This is a genomic window from Micromonospora sp. NPDC048063, from assembly GCF_043202855.1.
Taxonomy (GTDB): Bacteria; Actinomycetota; Actinomycetes; order Mycobacteriales; family Micromonosporaceae; genus Micromonospora.
On record NZ_JBIDBG010000006.1, the window covers coordinates 1 to 16,510 of the forward strand.

Below are 16,510 nucleotides of genomic sequence, written 5' to 3' on the forward strand. Positions count from 1 at the left end.
GAACGGGAAGATCCACTCCGGGCGGGCTGCCGAGATCACCTGCACCCCACCATGATCCACGATGGACGCGAGACCCAGTTACGAGACGTCCCTTAACCCCACCCCCCTCCCTCCCACCCTCCCGCCCACCCCCGGGAATCTCCCCGTTGATCATGAAGTTATTGGCGCCGATTCCGGCATTTCGCACCAATAACTTCATGATCAACCACGCTGGGCCGGGGGGTGGGGGGCCGGGGGTGGGGGTGGGGGTGGGGGGGTTAGTGGACGGCGGGGGTGATTGTGAGGGTGGCCGTCGTCGTGTCGAGGGTGGCGTCGGTGCCGACCGGGACGGTGAGCTGGCCGACGCCGTGGCCGACGGGCAGGCCGCCGAGGACCGGGACGCCGAGGTCGCCGAGGCGCTCGGAGAGCACGTCGGCGACGCTGGTCGACCAGCCGTCCGCGCAGCCGGTGAACTGACCGACCGCCACCCCGGCCAGCCCGTCCAGCGCGCCGGCCCGGCGGAGCTGGGTGAGCATCCGGTCCACCTTGTACGGCGGCTCCTGCACGTCCTCGACCAACAGGACCGCCCCGGTCAGGTCCGGCATGTCCGGGGTGCCCAGCGACGCCACAATCAGGCAGAGGTTGCCGCCCAGCAGCGGGCCCCTGGCCCGCCCGGGCACCCGCACCGGGAACGTCTCCTCCTCGGCGACGGCCGGCACCGTCACCGGCTCGGTGGTCATCAGGGCGGCGTGCAGCGACTCGGCCGAACGCAGCGGGGTGCGCTCGTCCAGCCAGGCCGCCCCGGGGCCGTGCACGCCGGCCAGCCGGGCGCCCCGCCACAGCGCGAGCTGCAGCGCGGTGATGTCCGAGAACCCGGCGACCACCTTCGGGTCCCGACGTACGGCGGCCATGTCGATCGCGTCGACGATCCGCTGCGCGCCGTACCCGCCCCGCGTGCAGATCACCCCGCGCACCTCGGGGTCGGCGAACGCCGCGTTCAGGTCGGCGGCGCGCAGCTCGTCCGCGCCGGCCAGGTAACCCTGCCGGGCGTACGCGTTCGGCGCCAGCACCGGCCGCAGCCCCCAGCCGGTGAGCAGCTCGATGCCCCGGGCCACCCGCTCGGGCCGGGTCGGCCCCGACGGCGACACCAGCATCACCGTGTCGCCGGGGCGCAGCACCGGCGGTCGTACGGCGGTGGGAGTCGTGCTGGCATGGTCGGCCACAGCGGCAGAGCCTAGTCGCGGCGGGGCACGGTCCACGTACGGGTCGGCTCACTCCGCCGAGCGTGGGACGGCTGGTCCGGTCGGCCGTCGGGGCCGCCGCCGCGCCGGCGGAGGCGTTCGGGGCCCGCCCGAGTCACCGGCTAGCCTCGACGTCGTGGCTACCGCTTTGGTGATCGAGAACGACCCGACCGACGACGTCCGCCGGCTCGGCGAGTGGCTGACCGAGGCGGGTCTCGACCTGTGGGTGGTACGCGCGCACGCCGGCGACCAGCTCCCCGCCGACCTGGAGGGATACTCCGCGCTGGTGGTGTTGGGCGGCGAGCAGCAGGCGTATCCGCTGCCCGATGGCGCACCCGGCGCGCCCTGGTTCCCCGCCGTCGAGGGGCTGCTCCGCAAGGCCGTCCGGCACCGGGTGCCCACCCTCGGTATCTGCCTGGGCGCGCAGCTGCTGGCCACCGCCCACGCCGGCGAGGTCGCGCGCAGCGCGTCCGGGCCGGAGGTCGGGCCCGGCGTGGTCGGCAAGCGGGACGCCGCCGACGCCGACCCGCTGTTCCGCTACGTCCCGCTGATCCCCGACGTGCTCCAGTGGCACTCCGACGAGATCACCGAGCTGCCCCGGGGCGCCACCCTGCTGGCCGCCTCCACCCGCTACCCGCACCAGGCGTTCCGCCTCGGTGACCGGGCCTGGGGGTTGCAGTTCCACATCGAGTGCGACACCGCGATGATCGCCGACTGGGCCGCCGACTCGACGCTGCTGGCCGAGCTGGGCTACGACCCGGACCTGGTGGTGGCGGCCTGCCACGCGGTGATGGTCGACGTCGAGGAGGTCTGGCAGCCGTTCGCCGCCCGGTTCGCCGCGCTGGCCCTCGGCGAGCTGGGCGACGACCCGTCCCGCCGCAGCCTGCCGCTGCTCGGGCAGTGATGAGCCGGCCGACCAGCGCCGCGGGACGGCTCGCCCGCTACGGGTTCGGCATCGTCGGCGGCGACGGCGCCACCCGCGCCGCCGACCTGCTCGGCCCCGACGGGCTGGGCCTGTGGCGGCCGGACGTGCAGGAGCCGACCGACGACCGTGCGGCGGAGTTGCTCGCCGCGCTCTCCCGGGCCGCCGACCCGGACCTGGCGCTGCGCCAGCTGCACCGCATCGTCGAGGCCGAGCGCCGGGCCGCCAGTCCGGCAGCCGCCGGTTCGGCGCTGCTGGAGGCGCTCGCGCACGACCCGGGGCTGCGCCACCGGCTGATCGCCGTCCTCGGTGCCTCCTCGGCGCTGGGCGACCACCTGGTCGCCAACCCCGACCAGTGGGCGGCCCTGCGCACCGCCCCGGACGGGCTCGCGCCGACCGCCGAGGGCCGGCTCGACCTGTCCGGCGTCGGGCAGCCGGTCGCGGTGCTGCGCAGGGCGTACCGGCTGGCGCTGCTGCGGATCGCGGCGGCCGACCTGACCGACGGCCGGGGCCTGGAGCAGACCATGGCCGCGCTCTCCGCGCTGGCCGACGCGACCCTCGCGGCGGCGTACGAGATCGCCGTCGGCGAGCTGCCGGAGGGCACCCCCCGGCCCCGGCTCGCCGTCGTGGCGATGGGCAAGTGCGGCGGCGACGAGCTGAACTACGTCTCCGACGTCGACGTGATCTTCGTGGCCGCGCAGGACGACGACCTTGCCGCGGCCACCACGGTCGCCACCCGGCTGATCCACGTCTGCGGGCTGGTCGCCTGGCCGGTCGACGCCGCCCTGCGGCCGGAGGGCAACCGTGGCCCGCTCGTGCGGACCCTGGCCAGCCACCTCGCCTACTACCGGCGCTGGGCGCGGACGTGGGAGTTCCAGGCGCTGCTCAAGGCCCGGCCGGCGGCCGGCGACCTGACGCTGGGCCGGGAGTGGATCGACCAGCTCGCCCCGCTGGTGTGGCGCGCCGCCGAGCGCCCCGAGGCGGTCGAGGACGTCCGCGCCATGCGGCGGAAGATCATCGACAACATCCCGCCGAAGGAACTGGAGCGCGAGATCAAGCGCGGCCCCGGCGGGCTGCGCGACATCGAGTTCGCCGTCCAGTTGCTGCAACTGGTGCACGGCCGGGGCGACGAGTCGCTGCGGGTGCCCGGCACCGTCCCGGCGCTGCGCGCGCTCGTCGCCGGCGGCTACGTCGGCCGGGCCGACGGGGAGGCGCTGCTGGGCGGCTACCGCTTCCTGCGCGGCGTCGAGCACCGCCTTCAGCTCCAGGGGCTGCGCCGCACCCACACCGTGCCGACGGAGCCGGCCGCGCTGCGCTGGCTGGCCGCCGCGCTGGGCTACGCGGCCACGCCGGGCCGCAGCGCCGTCGAGGAGTTCCGCGCCGAGTGGGTCACCCACGCCACCGAGGTACGCCGGCTGCACGCCAAGCTGCTCTACCGGCCGCTGCTGGAGTCGGTGGCCCGGGTGCCGGCCGACGGGCTGCGGCTGACCCCGGAGGCTGCCCGGCACCGGCTGGAGATCCTCGGCTTCGCCGACCCGGCCGGGGCGCTGCGGCACCTCCAGGCGCTCACCGGCGGGGTGAGCCGCACGGCGGCCATCCAGCGCACCCTGCTGCCGGTGCTGCTCAGCGAGTTCGCTGACGCCCCCGAGCCGGACCGCGGCCTGCTCAACTACCGGCAGGTCTCCGACAAGCTCGGCAGCACGCCCTGGTACCTGCGCCTGCTGCGCGACTCCGGGCCGGTGGCCCGCCGGCTGGCCCGGGTGCTCTCCTCCTCCCGGTACGCCGCCGACCTGCTGGCCCGCGAGCCGGAGGCGCTGCGGATGCTGGCCGAGGAGAGCGAGCTGACCCCCCGGCCGAGGGGGGTGCTCTGCGAGGGCTTCGCCGCCGCGGCGGCCCGGCACGCCGACCCCGTCGAGGCCACCCGGGCCATCCGCGCGCTGCGCCGCCGGGAGCTGGTCCGCGTCGCTTGCGCCGACCTGTTGAGCCGGGCCGGCTCGTTGGCCCCGTCGCCGCCCCGGCCCGACGGCGGGCGGGCCGCGCTCGGCCTCGCCGACGTCACCGCCGTGGGTACCGCGCTCGCCGACGTCACCGACGCCACCCTGGCCGCGGCGCTGCGGGCCGCCCGGGCGGCCCAGCCGCCCATGCCGGGGCTGCGTTTCGCCGTGATCGGCATGGGCCGCCTGGGCGGGTACGAGTCGAACTACCTCTCCGACGCCGACGTGCTCTTCGTCTACGATCCCCCGGCCGGCGGGAACGCGGCCGGCACGGCGAGCGCCGCCGCCCACGCGATCGCCGAGGAACTGCGCCGGCTGCTCGGCATGCCCGCGCCCGACCCGCCGCTGGGCGTGGACGCCGACCTGCGCCCGGAGGGCCGGCAGGGCCCGCTGGTGCGCAGCCTCGCCGCGTACGCGCAGTACTACGCCCGCTGGTCGAAGGTGTGGGAGGCGCAGGCGCTGCTGCGCGCCCGGTTCGTCTGCGGCGACGCCGACCTCGGCGCGGAGTTCGAGGCGATGGTCGACCCGGTCCGCTACCCGGCCGACGGGCTGACCCGCGAGCAGGTGGTGGAGATCCGGCGGATCAAGGCGCGGGTGGAGCACGAGCGGCTGCCCCGGGGCGCCGACCCGGCCACCCACACCAAGCTCGGGCGGGGCGGCCTCGCCGACGTCGAGTGGGCGGTGCAGCTGCTCCAGCTCCGGCACGCCGGGACGGTCCCGGAGCTGCGCGGCACGCGTACGCTCGACGCCCTCGCGGCGGCCCGGGACGCGGGCCTGGTCGACCCGACGGACGCCACCGAGATGGCGGCCGGCTGGACCCTGGCCGCGCAGGTCCGCAACGCGCTGATGCTGGTGCGCGGCCGGGCCGGTGACCAGCTGCCCCGGCACGGCGTCGAGCTGGCCGGGGTGGTCCGGCTACTCGGCCGGGACGATCCCGGCGAGTTCCTCGACGAGTACCTGCGCACCGGCCGCCGTTCCCGCGCGGCGATGGAACGGGTCCTCGACGCCTGAGCCGGCCGGGCCCGGCAGGCTGATCGAGTCCGTGCCGGCCGGCAGCGGCCCGGCCGGGGTGCTCCGGCCGCCGCCGAAGCTACCGCGTGCGGCGGACCAGCACCACGTTGTCGACCAGAGTCCCGGTCTCGCCGTCCGGGCCGGTGGCCTGGCGGCGGGACGCGTCGAGCCGTTCGGTGTGCCACCGGTCGGGGTCGAGGTCGAGCGACGCGAAGGTCTCCTGCGGGGTGGGGAAGCGCACGTCCGGGTGGTTGGCGCGCCCCCACGGCGGGACCTCGCCGTGCTCGACGACGAGCAGCCGGCCGCCGGGGGCCACGGCCCGGGCCGCCGACTGGAGCAGCCGTGCCCGGGGAAACTCCAGCGGCGACTGGAGGAACTGGGCGGAGACCAGGTCGAACGAGCCCGGCGGAAAGGTCCGGGTGAGGTCGTGCCGGCGGAACTCGATGCGGGAGGCGACCCCGGCGGCGGACGCCTCCTCGGAAGCCCGGGCGAGGGCGGTCTCGGCGACGTCGACCGCGGTCACCCGCCAGCCCTGCCCGGCCAGCCAGATCGCGTCGCCGCCCTCACCGCAGCCGAGGTCCAGCACGGCGCCGGCCGGCAGCGCCCCGGCGACCTCGACCAGGACCGGGTTCGCCCGGCCGCTCCAGACCCGGTCGCGCCGCTGGTAGAGCTCCTCCCAGAACCGCGCGGTCTCGTCGTCCACGTCCGGGTGCGGCCGTGGGGCGACCACCGGCGCCGCCGGAGCGTCATGGTGTTGGTGGTGGTGATGATGATGGTGGCCCTGCCGGGGGTCTCCGGCCGTCGCCTCGTGGTGCACGTCTCGTCCTCCTGTGCGCTGCCCTCGGTGACCTGTCGCGTCGATCGTGCGCGCCGCCGGCGGAGGGAGCAAGAAACGTTGCCGAGGTGGCAAAAAGACGGGAGACGCCCTGGTCAGCTGCCGAGGCGGTACGTTCCGGCGCGTGGCACGGTCACCGCGGTCCAGTCGCCGTCGGCGGCGACGGTGGCGCCGCCGGAGGCGGTCAGCCAGCGGCTGTGCCGCACCCGGACCGGCACCGTGCCGGCGGCCGGCGCCTGGAAGGTCACCGAGGCGCCGTCCCGCGCGACGAGGTCGGCCGGCGCGCCGACGATCGGGGTCGGCTCGGCGACCGCCCAGACCCGCCAGTGCGGGCCGGACCAGACGGGCGTGAGATACGGCAGGCCGCCCGTGACCAGCTCGGCCTCGGCCCGCCCCACCCACGACAGCGGGGCGTCCGGCACCGCGACGAACTGCACCGCGTTCTCGGCCAGCCAGTCCCGGTAGCTCGCGGCGGTCAGCGGCACCCCGGTGCCGGCCGCGCCCGGGACGGTGGTGAAGAAGAGGGGGTTCCGGTCGATGTCGGCCTGCCGCAGCCAGCCCCGGGCCAGCGGCACCTCGCCCAGCCTCGCCGCCTCCCAGTAGTTGCGGGTCGGCGGCACCTCGACCCGGCCGGTGAGCCGCTGCCCGTCGAGGAACTCCCGCAGCGGCGCGAAGTACGCGGCCCGGCCGGTCGGGTCGTCGACGCTGCGCAGGTCGGCGGGGGGCACCGGCGGCTGCCACCAGCACACCGCCACCAGCAGCGCGGCCAGCGCGACGCGGCCCCGGACCGTGCCCCGCCCCTGCGACGGCGAGCGGGCCGAGGAGCCCCCGGGTGACGGCCGGGCCGAGCCCGCCGCACCCCGGCCGCGTCGGGCCCACCACCGCGTCAGCCGGGCCGGGGGGCGGGCGGCGGCAGCCAGCAGCGGAAGGGCGAACATGACGGCCAGCCGGGTGGCGTTCAGCCCGACCGGGGTGTGCGCCAGCGCCGCCGCCAGCACCCCGGCCGCCGAGAGCAGCGCACCCACGCGCACCGGCCGGTACGCCACCAGCGCGGCGACCAGCAGGCTGGTCAGCACGGCGCGCAGCGTGTCGGTGCGGCTGATGTTCATCCAGCCGCCGTCGCCGAAGAGCAGCGCGGTCGCCCCGAGCGGCAGCGCGGCGGCGACGCCGAGCGCCAGGCCGTCGGCGTACCGGCGGGTGAGCAGCAGCGCCGCGCCGGCCAGGCCGACGAAGAGGCCCGCCACCGGGCTCGTCGCCGAGGCCAGCAGCGCCCCGGCGACCGCCAGCCCGAGCCGCGCGAGCTGCCGTCGCCGCGCCCGCCGGTCCGGGCCGGAGTCGACCAGGCCGGTGGTCACCAGCAGCCGCCGGGCGTCGGTTGGTGCGGCCGGGCCGCGGGGGAGGGTGAGGGCGAGCAGCGCGCCGAGGCCGAAGGCCACCCCGAGGCCGTACGTCACCCGGCCCGAGACCAGGTTGCCGGCGATGGTGACGACCCCGACCAGGCTGCCGAGCAGCGGCCGCGGCACCCCGGTGCGCACCAGCAGCGCCGCGAACGCGGTCGCCGCCGCCACCAGCGCCAGCGCGCCGGTGACCCGCACCCCGAGCAGCGCCATCACCGGCTGGGAGAGCAGGCTGTAGCCGAACTGCTGGACCCCGCCGTACCACCGCAGGTCGACCGGGGCGAGGCCGTGGGCGGCGAAGAAGTCGGCCCGGGCGACCTGCGCGGCGAGGTCGGAACCGGTCGGCGGGAGGGCGAGACACGTCACGCCGAGGAGCACGGCGGACGCGGCGGCCACCGCCACCACCCGACTGCGCCGCATGCCCACCTCCGTACCGCGACCACCGTACTGGCAGCATGTCCGGCGTGCCTCACCACCTCGCGCGCTGGATCGGCCTGGCCGGCTCGACGCTGCTCGCCGTGGCCGCGTTCCTCGGCGGAGCGCTGCCCGACGGCGACCTGCGCCCCACCCCGGTCAGCATCTGGCAGGGCCCGCACGGCCCGCTGATCATCGCCGCCTGGGCGGTCGGCACCGGCCTGATGGCGTACGCCTGGTGGGCGCTGCGCGGCCGGGTGCCGTCGACCCGGTGGGCCCTGGTCACCGTCGGGCTCTGGCTGCTGCCGCTGCTGGTCGCGCCGCCGCTGGGCAGCCGGGACGTCTACGCGTACGCCTGCCAGGGCGCCAGCTACTCCGCCGGCATCAACCCGTACGAGCAGGGCGTCTCGGCGCTACCGTGCCCGTGGCTGGACACCATCTCCTACATCTGGCGGGACACGTCGGCGCCGTACGGGCCGCTGTTCGTGCTGCTCGCCGGGGCGGTGGTGGAGGCGACCGGGTCGCTGTACGGCAGCATCGTGCTGTTCCGGCTGCTCGCGGTGGCCGGGGTGGGGCTGACCGCGGCCGGCCTGCCGGTGCTGGCCCGGCGCTGCGGCGTGCCGGCCGGCCGGGCGGTCTGGCTGGCGCTGGGCTCGCCGCTGATCGGGGTGCACCTGGTCTCGGGGGCGCACAACGACGCCCTGATGGTGGGGCTGCTCGTGGGCGGGCTGGCGGTGGTGGCGGCCCGGCCGGGCCGCCCCGGTCCGCTGCTCGCCGGGGGAGCGCTGCTCGGCCTCGCCGCCGCCGTCAAGATCACCGCGCTGGTGGTGGTGCCGTTCGCGGCGCTCGCCGCGATCGTCGGGGCGTACTCGATCAGGGCGCTGCTCCGCGACGGCGGGTGGGTGGTCGGCGGGGCGCTCGCGGCGGTCGTCGGCGCGACCCTCGCCACCGGCCTCGGCTTCGGCTGGGTCACCGGGCTGGAGCAGGGCGGCCTGGTGATCGCGTGGACCTCGCCGTCGACGGCGGTGGGGCAGACCGTCGCCTACCTCGCCGCGCCGTTCGGCTGGCACGGCGACCCGCTGCCGGTCACCCGGGGGATCGGGATGGCCGTGCTCGCGCTGGTGCTGATCTGGCTGTGGTGGCGGGCCCGCACCCGGGAGCCGCTGTGGCACGCCGGCCTGGCGCTGGCCGCCACCGTCGCGCTCGCCCCGCTGTTCCACCCCTGGTACTGGACGTGGCCGCTGGCCGTGCTCGCGGCCACGTCGCGGCGCACCGGCTGGTTCGCGGTCGTCGCGGTGGTCTCGGCGTTCCTGGTCCTCGCGGACGGCACCGGGCTGGCCCGGTACAGCAAGACGGTCGGCGCCCCGCTGATGACGCTGTTGGTGATCGTGGTGGCCGTCCGCTTGGTACGGTCGGCTCGGGTGGCCCGCCGGCCGGCCGCCGTGGACTGAGGAGAGGACGCCGGTGACCACTCCCGGCTCCCCGCCGCCGACCCCGCCCGTCACCTCGCGGCCCACCTCGCCCGACACCCCGCCGACGCCCGGCGCCGCCCGCCTGGCCCGGTACGCCGGCCTGGCCGGGGCGGTGCTGCTGGCCGTCGCCGGCTGGCTGGGTGGGGCGCTGCCGTCGATCCCGCTGGACGCCACCCCGGCGGACCGCTGGCGGTCGGACACCGGGCCGCCGGTGTTGGGCGCCTGGCTGGTCGGCACGGCCCTGCTGGTCGGCGCCTGGTGGGCGCTGCGCCGGGGCGCGCCGTCGACGCGGTGGGCGTACCTGACCGCCGGACTGTGGGCGCTGCCGCTGCTGGTCACCCCGCCGCTGGGCAGCCGGGACGTCTACTCCTACGCCTGCCAGGGCTGGGCGTATGCGCACGGTGTCGACCCGTACGCGACCGGGGTGGCCGAGGCCGGCTGCCCCTGGGTGGAGTCGGTCGCGCCGCTCTGGCGGGACACGCCCGCGCCGTACGGGCCGTTCTTCGTGCTGCTCGCCGCGCTCGCCGTGACCCTCGGCGGCGGCCTGGTGGGTACGGTCGTGGCGCTCCGGCTGGTCTCCGTCGCCGGGCTGCTGCTGGCCGCCCTCTGCCTGCCGGGGCTGGCCCGGGCGGCCGGCGTGCCCACCCGCCGGGCGGCCTGGCTGGTGCTGGCCTGCCCGCTGGTCGGGGTGCACCTGGTGGCTGGCGCGCACAACGACGCGGTGATGCTCGGCCTGCTGCTGCTGGGCCTGCTGGTGCTGGTCCGCCGGCCCGGCAAGCCGAAGCCGCTGCTGGTGGCCGGGGCGCTACTCGGGCTGGCGGTGACGGTGAAGGCCACCGCCGTGGTGGTGCTCCCCTTCGCGGCGCTGGCCGCGGTGCTGGGCCGCTACACCGTCCGGGCGCTGTTGCGCGACGCCGGGTGGTTGGCCGGCGGGGCGCTCGGCGCGGTGGCGGTCGCCTCGCTGCTGTCCGGGCTCGGGCTCGGCTGGGTGGGCGGGCTGAGCCGCAGCGGCGACTCCGAGCAGTGGACGTCCCCGCCGACGGCGGTGGGCTTCGTCGTCGACTACACGGGCGGGCTCGTCGGCCGGGACCCGGCCGCGGTGCCGGTTACCCGCGCGGCGGCGCTGCTGCTGCTCGCCGTGCTCGTGGCGGCGCTGTGGTGGCGGGCCTGGTCGGAGCTGCGCGGGCTGAACGACGTCCGGCAGCGGGTGGCCCGCCTGGACGCCGCCCGCCCCCGGGTGGCCCTGCTCGGCGCGGGGCTGGCGCTGGCCGCCACGGTCCTCCTCGCGCCGGTCTTCCACCCCTGGTACGCCACCTGGCCGCTGGCCCTGCTCGCGGTCGCCGCGACCCGGACCACCTGGTTCGTGCTGCCCTGCGCGGCGGCGGCCTTCCTCACCCTGCCCGACGGCGCCAGCCTGGCCCGGTTCAGCAAGGCCCCGGGCGCGCTGGCGATGACCGCGTTGGTCGTCGGGCTGGCGGTGTGGGGCCTGCTCCGGCTGCGCCGGTCCCGTGCCGCGCGTCTCGGCTGAGGGTCCGTGCGGCGCGTCTCGGCTGAGGGGCCGTGCGGCGCGTCTCGGCTGAGGGTCCGTGCGGCGCGTCTCGGCCTCCGGGCCGGTGCCGCGTCCCGGCGCACGGGTCCATGATCGTGGGATGAGCGCAGCCGAGGAACCGTTGTCGGGCAACGCCACCGCCGGCGTGGTGCGCGTCGGCGACACCGTGCGCCGTCCGGCCGGCCCCTGGAGCGACGCGGTGGACGCCCTGCTGGAACACCTGCACGAGGTGGGATTCTCCGGCGCGCCCCGACCTTTGGGTCGGGACGCGCAGGGCCGGCAGGTGTTGGAGTACGTCCCCGGCGAGGTCGGCGCGGCGTCGGGCACGTACCCGGTGGTGGACCTGTTCGCGATCGGCCGGATGCTGGCCGAGCTGCACGAGGCGCTGGCCGGGTTCACCCCGCCGGCCGCGCGGCGTGGCAGCGGCTCATCCCTCCGGACCGGGAGGAACTCGCCTGCCACAACGACGTGGCCCCGTGGAACCTGATCAGGGCGGACCGGGGCTGGGTGCTGATCGACTGGGACGCTGCCGCGCCGGGTTCGCGGCTGTGGGACCTCGCGTACGCCGCGCAGAGCACGGCCGGCCTGCGCCCGGACCGGCCGGTGGCCGAGTCGGCGGCCCGGCTGCGCGCCTTCGCCGACGGCTATCGCCTGGACGAGGCGTCCCGCCCGGCCCTGGCCGCCATGCTGGGTCGCCGCGCCCGGGCCATGTACGACCTGCTGCGCGAGGGCGCGGAACAGCAGCGTGAGCCGTGGGCCCGGATCTGGACCGAGGACGGCCCGTACTGGCTGGCCACCGCCGAACACCTCGACGCCCACACCGAGGCATGGGAGAACGCCCTGCGCTGACCGCTCTCCCGTCACCGCGCGAGCCGACCCCGCGGCGAGTGCCCATCCGCGCCGCCACTCGCCGCCGCGGATCGGCCGCGTCGAGTGGAACGCCATGGCTGTCAAAACCCTCCTGTGACAGCCATGGCGTTCCACCGACCGCGCGGGTGCTGTGCCGCTGGCCTACGGCATCCGCTCGGCGGTGTGCCCGCAGGTCGGGCAGCGGTCGCCGGATCCGACCGGGCCGGGCCGGCGCACGCGCTGGCGCAGGGCGATCGCCAGCGGTAGCAGCACGGGGCCGGCCAGGCCGACCACGACGGCCGTCGCGGCGAGCGCGGACCAGTCCGGTTCGGGCGCGCCATTCAGCAGGCCGTCCACTATGCCGGCCAGGGTGTGCAGCGAGAGCAGGCCCAGCGGGGTGAGCAGCGTCAGCAGCGCCCAGCCGCCACGGGGGTCGGCGCGTAGCGCCAGACCCGTGCCGAGCAGAAGCACCACCACGAGCAGCACCACGGCGGCGCCGGGCAGGATCCGACTCGCCGTCCAACCGTATGTGTTGACGAACAAGTCGTTGCGGGGCAGCAGGTTGACCTGCGCGACACCGGCGGCGACGACGGCGAGCAGGGGCATTGCCCGAACCGCCACCGGAAGCCGCTCGGGTAGGCCGAGCGCCAGCAGCCCCAGCCCGACCTGCGGCAGCAGCACGTACAGCGGCGGGCGGGGCAGGCCGGCGAGGGCCGCGACCGGCACGACCGCCGCCGTGAGTAGCAGGGCGAGGGCCACGGCGCGGCGGGTCCAGCGGCCCGGTGCCACCGCGTGCACCGCCGCGGCGAGCAGCCAGGCGGCCCACACGCCGATCCCGAGCGAGACGAACGGCCCGGCGCTCGGCACGCCCCACCGCGCCGGTGGCGGGTGCAGTTCCAGCACCGACCAGGCCGCCGCCAGCGCGGTCGCGGTGAGGAAGGCGAGGACGGCGGCGAGGCGTACGCCCGGGATCAGGTCGGCGGCCCCGGCGGCCCGCAGCCGCTGGCGGAGGCCGCCGCGCAGCAGGTCCGCGGCGTCCGCCGGGGAGGGCCAGCGCCGCTCCGGCCCGGCCAGGTCGAGGTACGTGCCGACGATCTCGGCGCCGCGCGCCCGCCGGTAGTCGGCGGGATAGGCGAGCAGCAGGCGCAGGTAGCGGCGTTCCAGGTCCGTCATGCCAGCCCTCCCGCGACGCGCGGCGCCGTCGGCCGGGCCTTCGCCGCGCGGGTGCGCAGCCGGGCGGTGGCCGCCTCGACGTTGCGGCGCAGGCGCTCGGTCTCGGCGGTGAGGGTGGCGTCGCCGGTGGGGGAGAGGCGGTAGTAGCGGCGCAGCCGCCCGTCCACCACCTCCTCCCGGTCGACCTCCACCAGGCCGGCGTCGACCAGCCGGTCGAGCGCGCCGTAGAGGGTGCCCGGCCGCAGCGCCACGCGCCCGTCGGAGAGGGCGGCGACCTCGCCGATCAGGCCGTAGCCGTGCATCGGCTCGCCGGCCAGCGCGGTGAGGATCAGGAAGGTGGGTTCGCGCAGCGGAGTGTCCACGCCCCGCAATATAACGGACGCGAAGGTATGCCGGTGGCTGTTACCCGGCCGGGGGGGGGCCCCCCCGCGGGGGGGGGGGGCCCCCCCCGGGGGGGGGGGGGGGGGGGGGGGGGGCCCCCCCCCCCCCCCCCCCCCGCCCGGGGGGGGGGGGGCCGGGGGGGCCCGGGCGGCGCGGGCGCGGGGGGGGGGGGGGCCCCCCCCCGGCCGGTGCTGATGGAGCGCGTGGGTCAGCAGTCGAAGTACATGGCGAACTCGTGCGGGGTCGGGCGCAGGCGCACCGGGTCGACCTCGTTGGTCCGCTTCCACTCGACCCAGGTGGAGATCAGGTCGGGCGTGAAGACGCCGCCGTCGAGCAGGTAGTCGTGGTCGGCCTCCAGCGCGTCGAGCACCTCGGGCAGCGAGCCCGGCACCTGCTTGACGTCGCCCCACTCCTCCGGCGGCAGGTCGTACAGGTCCTTGTCGATCGGCGCCGGCGGCTCGATCTTGCTCTTGATGCCGTCCAGGCCGGCCATCATCATCGCCGAGAAGGCCAGGTAGACGTTGGCCGACGGGTCCGGCACGCGGAACTCGACGCGCTTGGCCTTCCGGTTGCTGCCGGTCACCGGGATGCGGGTGCAGGCGGAGCGGTTGCGCTGCGAGTAGACCAGGTTGACCGGCGCCTCGAAGCCCGGCACCAGCCGGCGGTACGAGTTGACCGTCGGGTTGGTGAAGGCCAGCAGCGACGGGGCGTGGTGCAGCAGGCCACCGATGTACCAGCGGGCCATGTCCGACAGGCCGGCGTAGCCGGTCTCGTCGTAGAACAGCGGCTCGCCGTTCAGCCACAGGCTCTGGTGGGTGTGCATGCCGGAGCCGTTGTCGCCGAAGAGCGGCTTCGGCATGAAGGTGGCGGTCTTGCCGTTGGCCCACGCCTCGTTCTTCACGATGTACTTGAAGAGCTGGAGCTGGTCGGCCGCGTGCAGCAGGGTCGAGAACCGGTAGTTGATCTCGGACTGGCCGGCGGTGCCCACCTCGTGGTGCGAGCGCTCCACGGTGAACCCGGTGTCGACCAGCCGGCGCACGATGCTGTCGCGCAGGTCGGCGTAGTGGTCCACCGGCGGCACCGGGAAGTAGCCGCCCTTGTACGGGGTCTTGTAGCCGCGGTTGCCGCCCGGCTCCTCGCGGCCGGTGTTCCAGGCGCCCTCGACCGAGTCGATGTAGTAGAACGACTGGTGCGCCGAGGTCTCGTGGCGGATGGAGTCGAAGATGTAGAACTCCGCCTCCGCGCCGAAGTAGGCGGTGTCGGCGATGCCGCTGGCCGCCAGGTACGCCTCGGCCTTCTTCGCCACGTTGCGCGGGTCCCGGCTGTAGGCCTCGCGGGTGAACGGGTCGTGGATGAAGAAGTTGAGCGCGAGGGTCTTCTGCGCCCGGAAGGGGTCGATGAAGGCGGTGGCGACGTCCGGGAGCAGGAGCATGTCCGACTCGTGGATCGCCTGGAAACCGCGGATCGACGAACCGTCGAAGGCCAGGCCCTCGGTGAAGAATTCGTCGTCGACGGACTCGACCGGCAGGTTGAAGTGCTGCATCACGCCGGGCAGGTCACAGAAACGTACGTCGACGAACTTCACGTCCTCGTTCTTGAGGTATCGCAGGAGTTCCTCGGGATTGGCGAACACACGTCCTCCTGGCACGTCCACGGGTGGCTGGGCTCTTGGCGACGCTATGGCCGCGCGGTTGCCCGGCCGTGTCTTGAGTGTTTCTGCCGTGTTACGTCCCTCGCGGAGCGTCATCCGCGCTGCTCCGGCGGGGGCGAGCGGGTGACGGAACACCACCGGCTGTGCCAGTGTATTGACACTTGCTCGCTTTGGTCCCTTTTTGCGCTCGGGGTGCTCGCGGCCGTCCCCGAGCCGCCCGTACGCCCTGGATACCCTTGACCGTTGTGAGCAACCCGCCTGACCGCCCCGTGCCGCCCGCGTCCGATCCCGCCTTCACTCCGCCCAGCCTGGGCCGCCGGTTCGGCGCGCTGGTGATCGACTGGGTGCTCTGCCTCCTCGCCGCCCGGGGCTTCGCAGACCCGGTCCGCGACGGGTGGGCGCCCGTGCTGGTGCTGATCCTGGAGTACGGCTTCTTCCTCGGGCTGTTCGCCCAGACGCCGGGCATGTTCATCACGAAGATCCGCTGCGTCGCCTGGGCCGACGGCGGGCGCATCGGCCTCGTCCGGGCGCTGCTGCGCGGCGTGCTGCTCGCCCTCGTCGTGCCGGCCCTGCTGATGGACAACCACCGCCGCGGCCTGCACGACCGCCTCGCGGGATCGGTCGTCACCGACGCCTCCCGCCCCTGACCCCCCAGCCCCTCCCCGTCCGTCCCTCCTCCCGCGATCTTGTACTTCCTGCCCGGACGAACGGGGCATGAGCGGCAGAGATAGGGCCGAAACTGCCGGATCGCCGAGGACCGAGACGCGCGGGGGTGGGGAGGGAGAGACGCGAGAGCCGGGCCCGACAGGGCCCGGCTCTCGTTGCGTACGTCCCGTGGGTCAGCGGCCGCGCGACTGGCGGAACGCGCCGCGCGGGGGCCGCATGTTCTTCGGGATCGCGCCCTTGGGCATCTGCGGGCGGGCGGTGAGCGCCTTGAGCCGCTTGTCGAGGGAGTTGACGTCCTTGCCGCTGAGCGTGCGCGGCAGCCGCATCAGGGTCATCCGCAACTTGCGGACCGGCAGCTGGCCCTCCTCCTGCCCGATCACGTAGTCGTGCAGCGGTGCGTTGCCGATGACCTTGGCAAGCCGTCGCTTCTCCTGGCCGAGCAGGCCGCGCACCCGCTGCGGGTTGCCCTCCGCCAGCAGGATCACGCCGGGCCGGCCGATGACCAGGTGGACCATGTCCATCTGGGTGGTGGAGCTGACGGCCGGGGTGACCCGCCAGTCGCCGCGCATGCTCTCCATGATCTGGGCCGCCGCGCCCGGCTGCCCCTCGGCCGCGTTCATCATCGCCCGGTTGGACCGCAGGTTGAGCACGATCAGCAGGCAGAGCAGGGCGAGCAGGATGCCCAGCGGCAGCCAGATCCAGCCCCAGAGCAGGACCGCGACCACGGTGAGCGCGAGCGGGATCAGCACCGCGCCGGCGGCCAGCGGGGCGAACCACCTGTCCTGCTTGGCGGTGAACTTGAACACCATCCCGATCTGCTTCAGCCGTTGGCCGAACGAGACCTTCTCCTGGGGCTTTGCCATGCCGCTGAGTCTAGTGGTCGCCGCACGCCGCGATCACCCGCGGCCGGGCTGAGTACCTTACGCCGCCGTACCACCCCCAGCGGTGGGGAGTAAGGCGGGGGAGCGGGCGAAGA

General features: G+C 75.8%; 14 protein-coding genes. 7 read left to right on the forward strand and 7 right to left on the reverse strand.

Features of this window, described 5'->3' with window-relative positions:
* Positions 1–257 precede the first annotated feature (257 nt).
* Entirely contained in the window at positions 258–1,133 is an 876-nt protein-coding gene (locus ACGFZ2_RS16830) for an LD-carboxypeptidase (protein WP_393263319.1), read from the reverse strand.
* A gap of 223 nt (positions 1,134–1,356) precedes the next feature.
* Here ACGFZ2_RS16830 and ACGFZ2_RS16835 point away from each other — a divergent pair, with 223 nt between their 5' ends.
* Positions 1,357–2,124 (forward strand): type 1 glutamine amidotransferase, encoded by a 768-nt coding sequence (locus tag ACGFZ2_RS16835; RefSeq protein ID WP_393454443.1) that lies wholly within the window; start codon positions 1,357–1,359, stop codon positions 2,122–2,124.
* A complete protein-coding gene (locus tag ACGFZ2_RS16840; protein ID WP_393454446.1) occupies positions 2,124–5,147 on the forward strand; it encodes a bifunctional [glutamine synthetase] adenylyltransferase/[glutamine synthetase]-adenylyl-L-tyrosine phosphorylase in 3,024 nt (1,007 codons plus the stop codon). Before ACGFZ2_RS16835 ends, ACGFZ2_RS16840 begins: the two co-directional genes overlap by 1 nt.
* A gap of 79 nt (positions 5,148–5,226) precedes the next feature.
* Here the strand turns inward: ACGFZ2_RS16840 and ACGFZ2_RS16845 are convergent, their stop codons facing one another.
* Together ACGFZ2_RS16845 and ACGFZ2_RS16850 are read right to left on the reverse strand one after the other, a co-directional pair.
* Entirely contained in the window at positions 5,227–5,877 is a 651-nt protein-coding gene (locus ACGFZ2_RS16845; RefSeq protein ID WP_393454449.1) for an SAM-dependent methyltransferase, read from the reverse strand.
* Between the two features lie 200 nt (positions 5,878–6,077).
* Positions 6,078–7,799, reverse strand: a complete 1,722-nt coding sequence (locus ACGFZ2_RS16850) for a hypothetical protein (RefSeq protein ID WP_393454452.1) — start codon at positions 7,797–7,799, stop codon at positions 6,078–6,080.
* Positions 7,800–7,843: 44 nt separating this feature from the next.
* Between ACGFZ2_RS16850 and mptB (ACGFZ2_RS16855) the strand changes: the two genes are divergently transcribed.
* The 4 genes from mptB (ACGFZ2_RS16855) to ACGFZ2_RS16870 all read left to right on the forward strand — a co-directional run bounded on the left by mptB (ACGFZ2_RS16855) (position 7,844) and on the right by ACGFZ2_RS16870 (position 11,663).
* Positions 7,844–9,244 (forward strand): polyprenol phosphomannose-dependent alpha 1,6 mannosyltransferase MptB, encoded by a 1,401-nt coding sequence (mptB, locus tag ACGFZ2_RS16855; protein WP_393454455.1) that lies wholly within the window; start codon positions 7,844–7,846, stop codon positions 9,242–9,244.
* Between the two features lie 103 nt (positions 9,245–9,347).
* The gene (gene mptB, locus ACGFZ2_RS16860; RefSeq protein WP_393454960.1) at positions 9,348–10,793 is read left to right on the forward strand and encodes a polyprenol phosphomannose-dependent alpha 1,6 mannosyltransferase MptB; all 1,446 of its coding nucleotides are present in this window, start codon (positions 9,348–9,350) and stop codon (positions 10,791–10,793) included.
* 121 nt (positions 10,794–10,914) lie between these two features.
* Entirely contained in the window at positions 10,915–11,301 is a 387-nt protein-coding gene (locus tag ACGFZ2_RS16865; RefSeq protein ID WP_393454458.1) for a hypothetical protein, read from the forward strand.
* Positions 11,283–11,663 (forward strand): hypothetical protein, encoded by a 381-nt coding sequence (locus tag ACGFZ2_RS16870; RefSeq protein ID WP_393454461.1) that lies wholly within the window; start codon positions 11,283–11,285, stop codon positions 11,661–11,663. The genes ACGFZ2_RS16865 and ACGFZ2_RS16870 overlap by 19 nt, the downstream gene beginning before the upstream one ends.
* A gap of 162 nt (positions 11,664–11,825) precedes the next feature.
* On the opposite strand, the gene ACGFZ2_RS16875 is transcribed toward ACGFZ2_RS16870, so the two are convergent.
* From ACGFZ2_RS16875 to glnA, 3 genes are all read right to left on the reverse strand, one after another.
* Positions 11,826–12,836: a hypothetical protein gene (locus tag ACGFZ2_RS16875; RefSeq protein ID WP_393454464.1), complete on the reverse strand. Its 1,011-nt coding sequence runs from the start codon at positions 12,834–12,836 to the stop codon at positions 11,826–11,828.
* The gene (locus tag ACGFZ2_RS16880; RefSeq protein WP_393454467.1) at positions 12,833–13,198 is read right to left on the reverse strand and encodes a PadR family transcriptional regulator; all 366 of its coding nucleotides are present in this window, start codon (positions 13,196–13,198) and stop codon (positions 12,833–12,835) included. Before ACGFZ2_RS16880 ends, ACGFZ2_RS16875 begins: the two co-directional genes overlap by 4 nt.
* 227 nt (positions 13,199–13,425) lie before the next feature.
* Positions 13,426–14,850, reverse strand: a complete 1,425-nt coding sequence (gene glnA, locus ACGFZ2_RS16885; RefSeq protein ID WP_393454470.1) for a type I glutamate--ammonia ligase — start codon at positions 14,848–14,850, stop codon at positions 13,426–13,428.
* Positions 14,851–15,113: 263 nt separating this feature from the next.
* On the opposite strand from glnA, the gene ACGFZ2_RS16890 reads away from it, so the two are divergent.
* Positions 15,114–15,515 (forward strand): RDD family protein, encoded by a 402-nt coding sequence (locus ACGFZ2_RS16890; RefSeq protein WP_393454473.1) that lies wholly within the window; start codon positions 15,114–15,116, stop codon positions 15,513–15,515.
* 192 nt (positions 15,516–15,707) lie between these two features.
* Here ACGFZ2_RS16890 and ACGFZ2_RS16895 read toward each other — a convergent pair whose 3' ends face one another.
* A complete protein-coding gene (locus tag ACGFZ2_RS16895) occupies positions 15,708–16,397 on the reverse strand; it encodes a DUF4191 domain-containing protein (protein WP_350679779.1) in 690 nt (229 codons plus the stop codon).
* Positions 16,398–16,510: the final 113 nt, after the last annotated feature.

Coding starts and splice junctions, on each gene's coding strand:
- ACGFZ2_RS16865 (WP_393454458.1), top strand. CDS start 10,915: ATGAGCGCAGCCGAGGAACCGTTGTCGGGCAACGCCACCGCCGGCGTG.
- ACGFZ2_RS16875 (WP_393454464.1), bottom strand. CDS start 12,836: ATGACGGACCTGGAACGCCGCTACCTGCGCCTGCTGCTCGCCTATCCC.
- ACGFZ2_RS16840 (WP_393454446.1), top strand. CDS start 2,124: ATGAGCCGGCCGACCAGCGCCGCGGGACGGCTCGCCCGCTACGGGTTC.
- ACGFZ2_RS16895 (WP_350679779.1), bottom strand. CDS start 16,397: ATGGCAAAGCCCCAGGAGAAGGTCTCGTTCGGCCAACGGCTGAAGCAG.
- ACGFZ2_RS16850 (WP_393454452.1), bottom strand. CDS start 7,799: ATGCGGCGCAGTCGGGTGGTGGCGGTGGCCGCCGCGTCCGCCGTGCTC.
- ACGFZ2_RS16830 (WP_393263319.1), bottom strand. CDS start 1,133: ATGCTGGTGTCGCCGTCGGGGCCGACCCGGCCCGAGCGGGTGGCCCGG.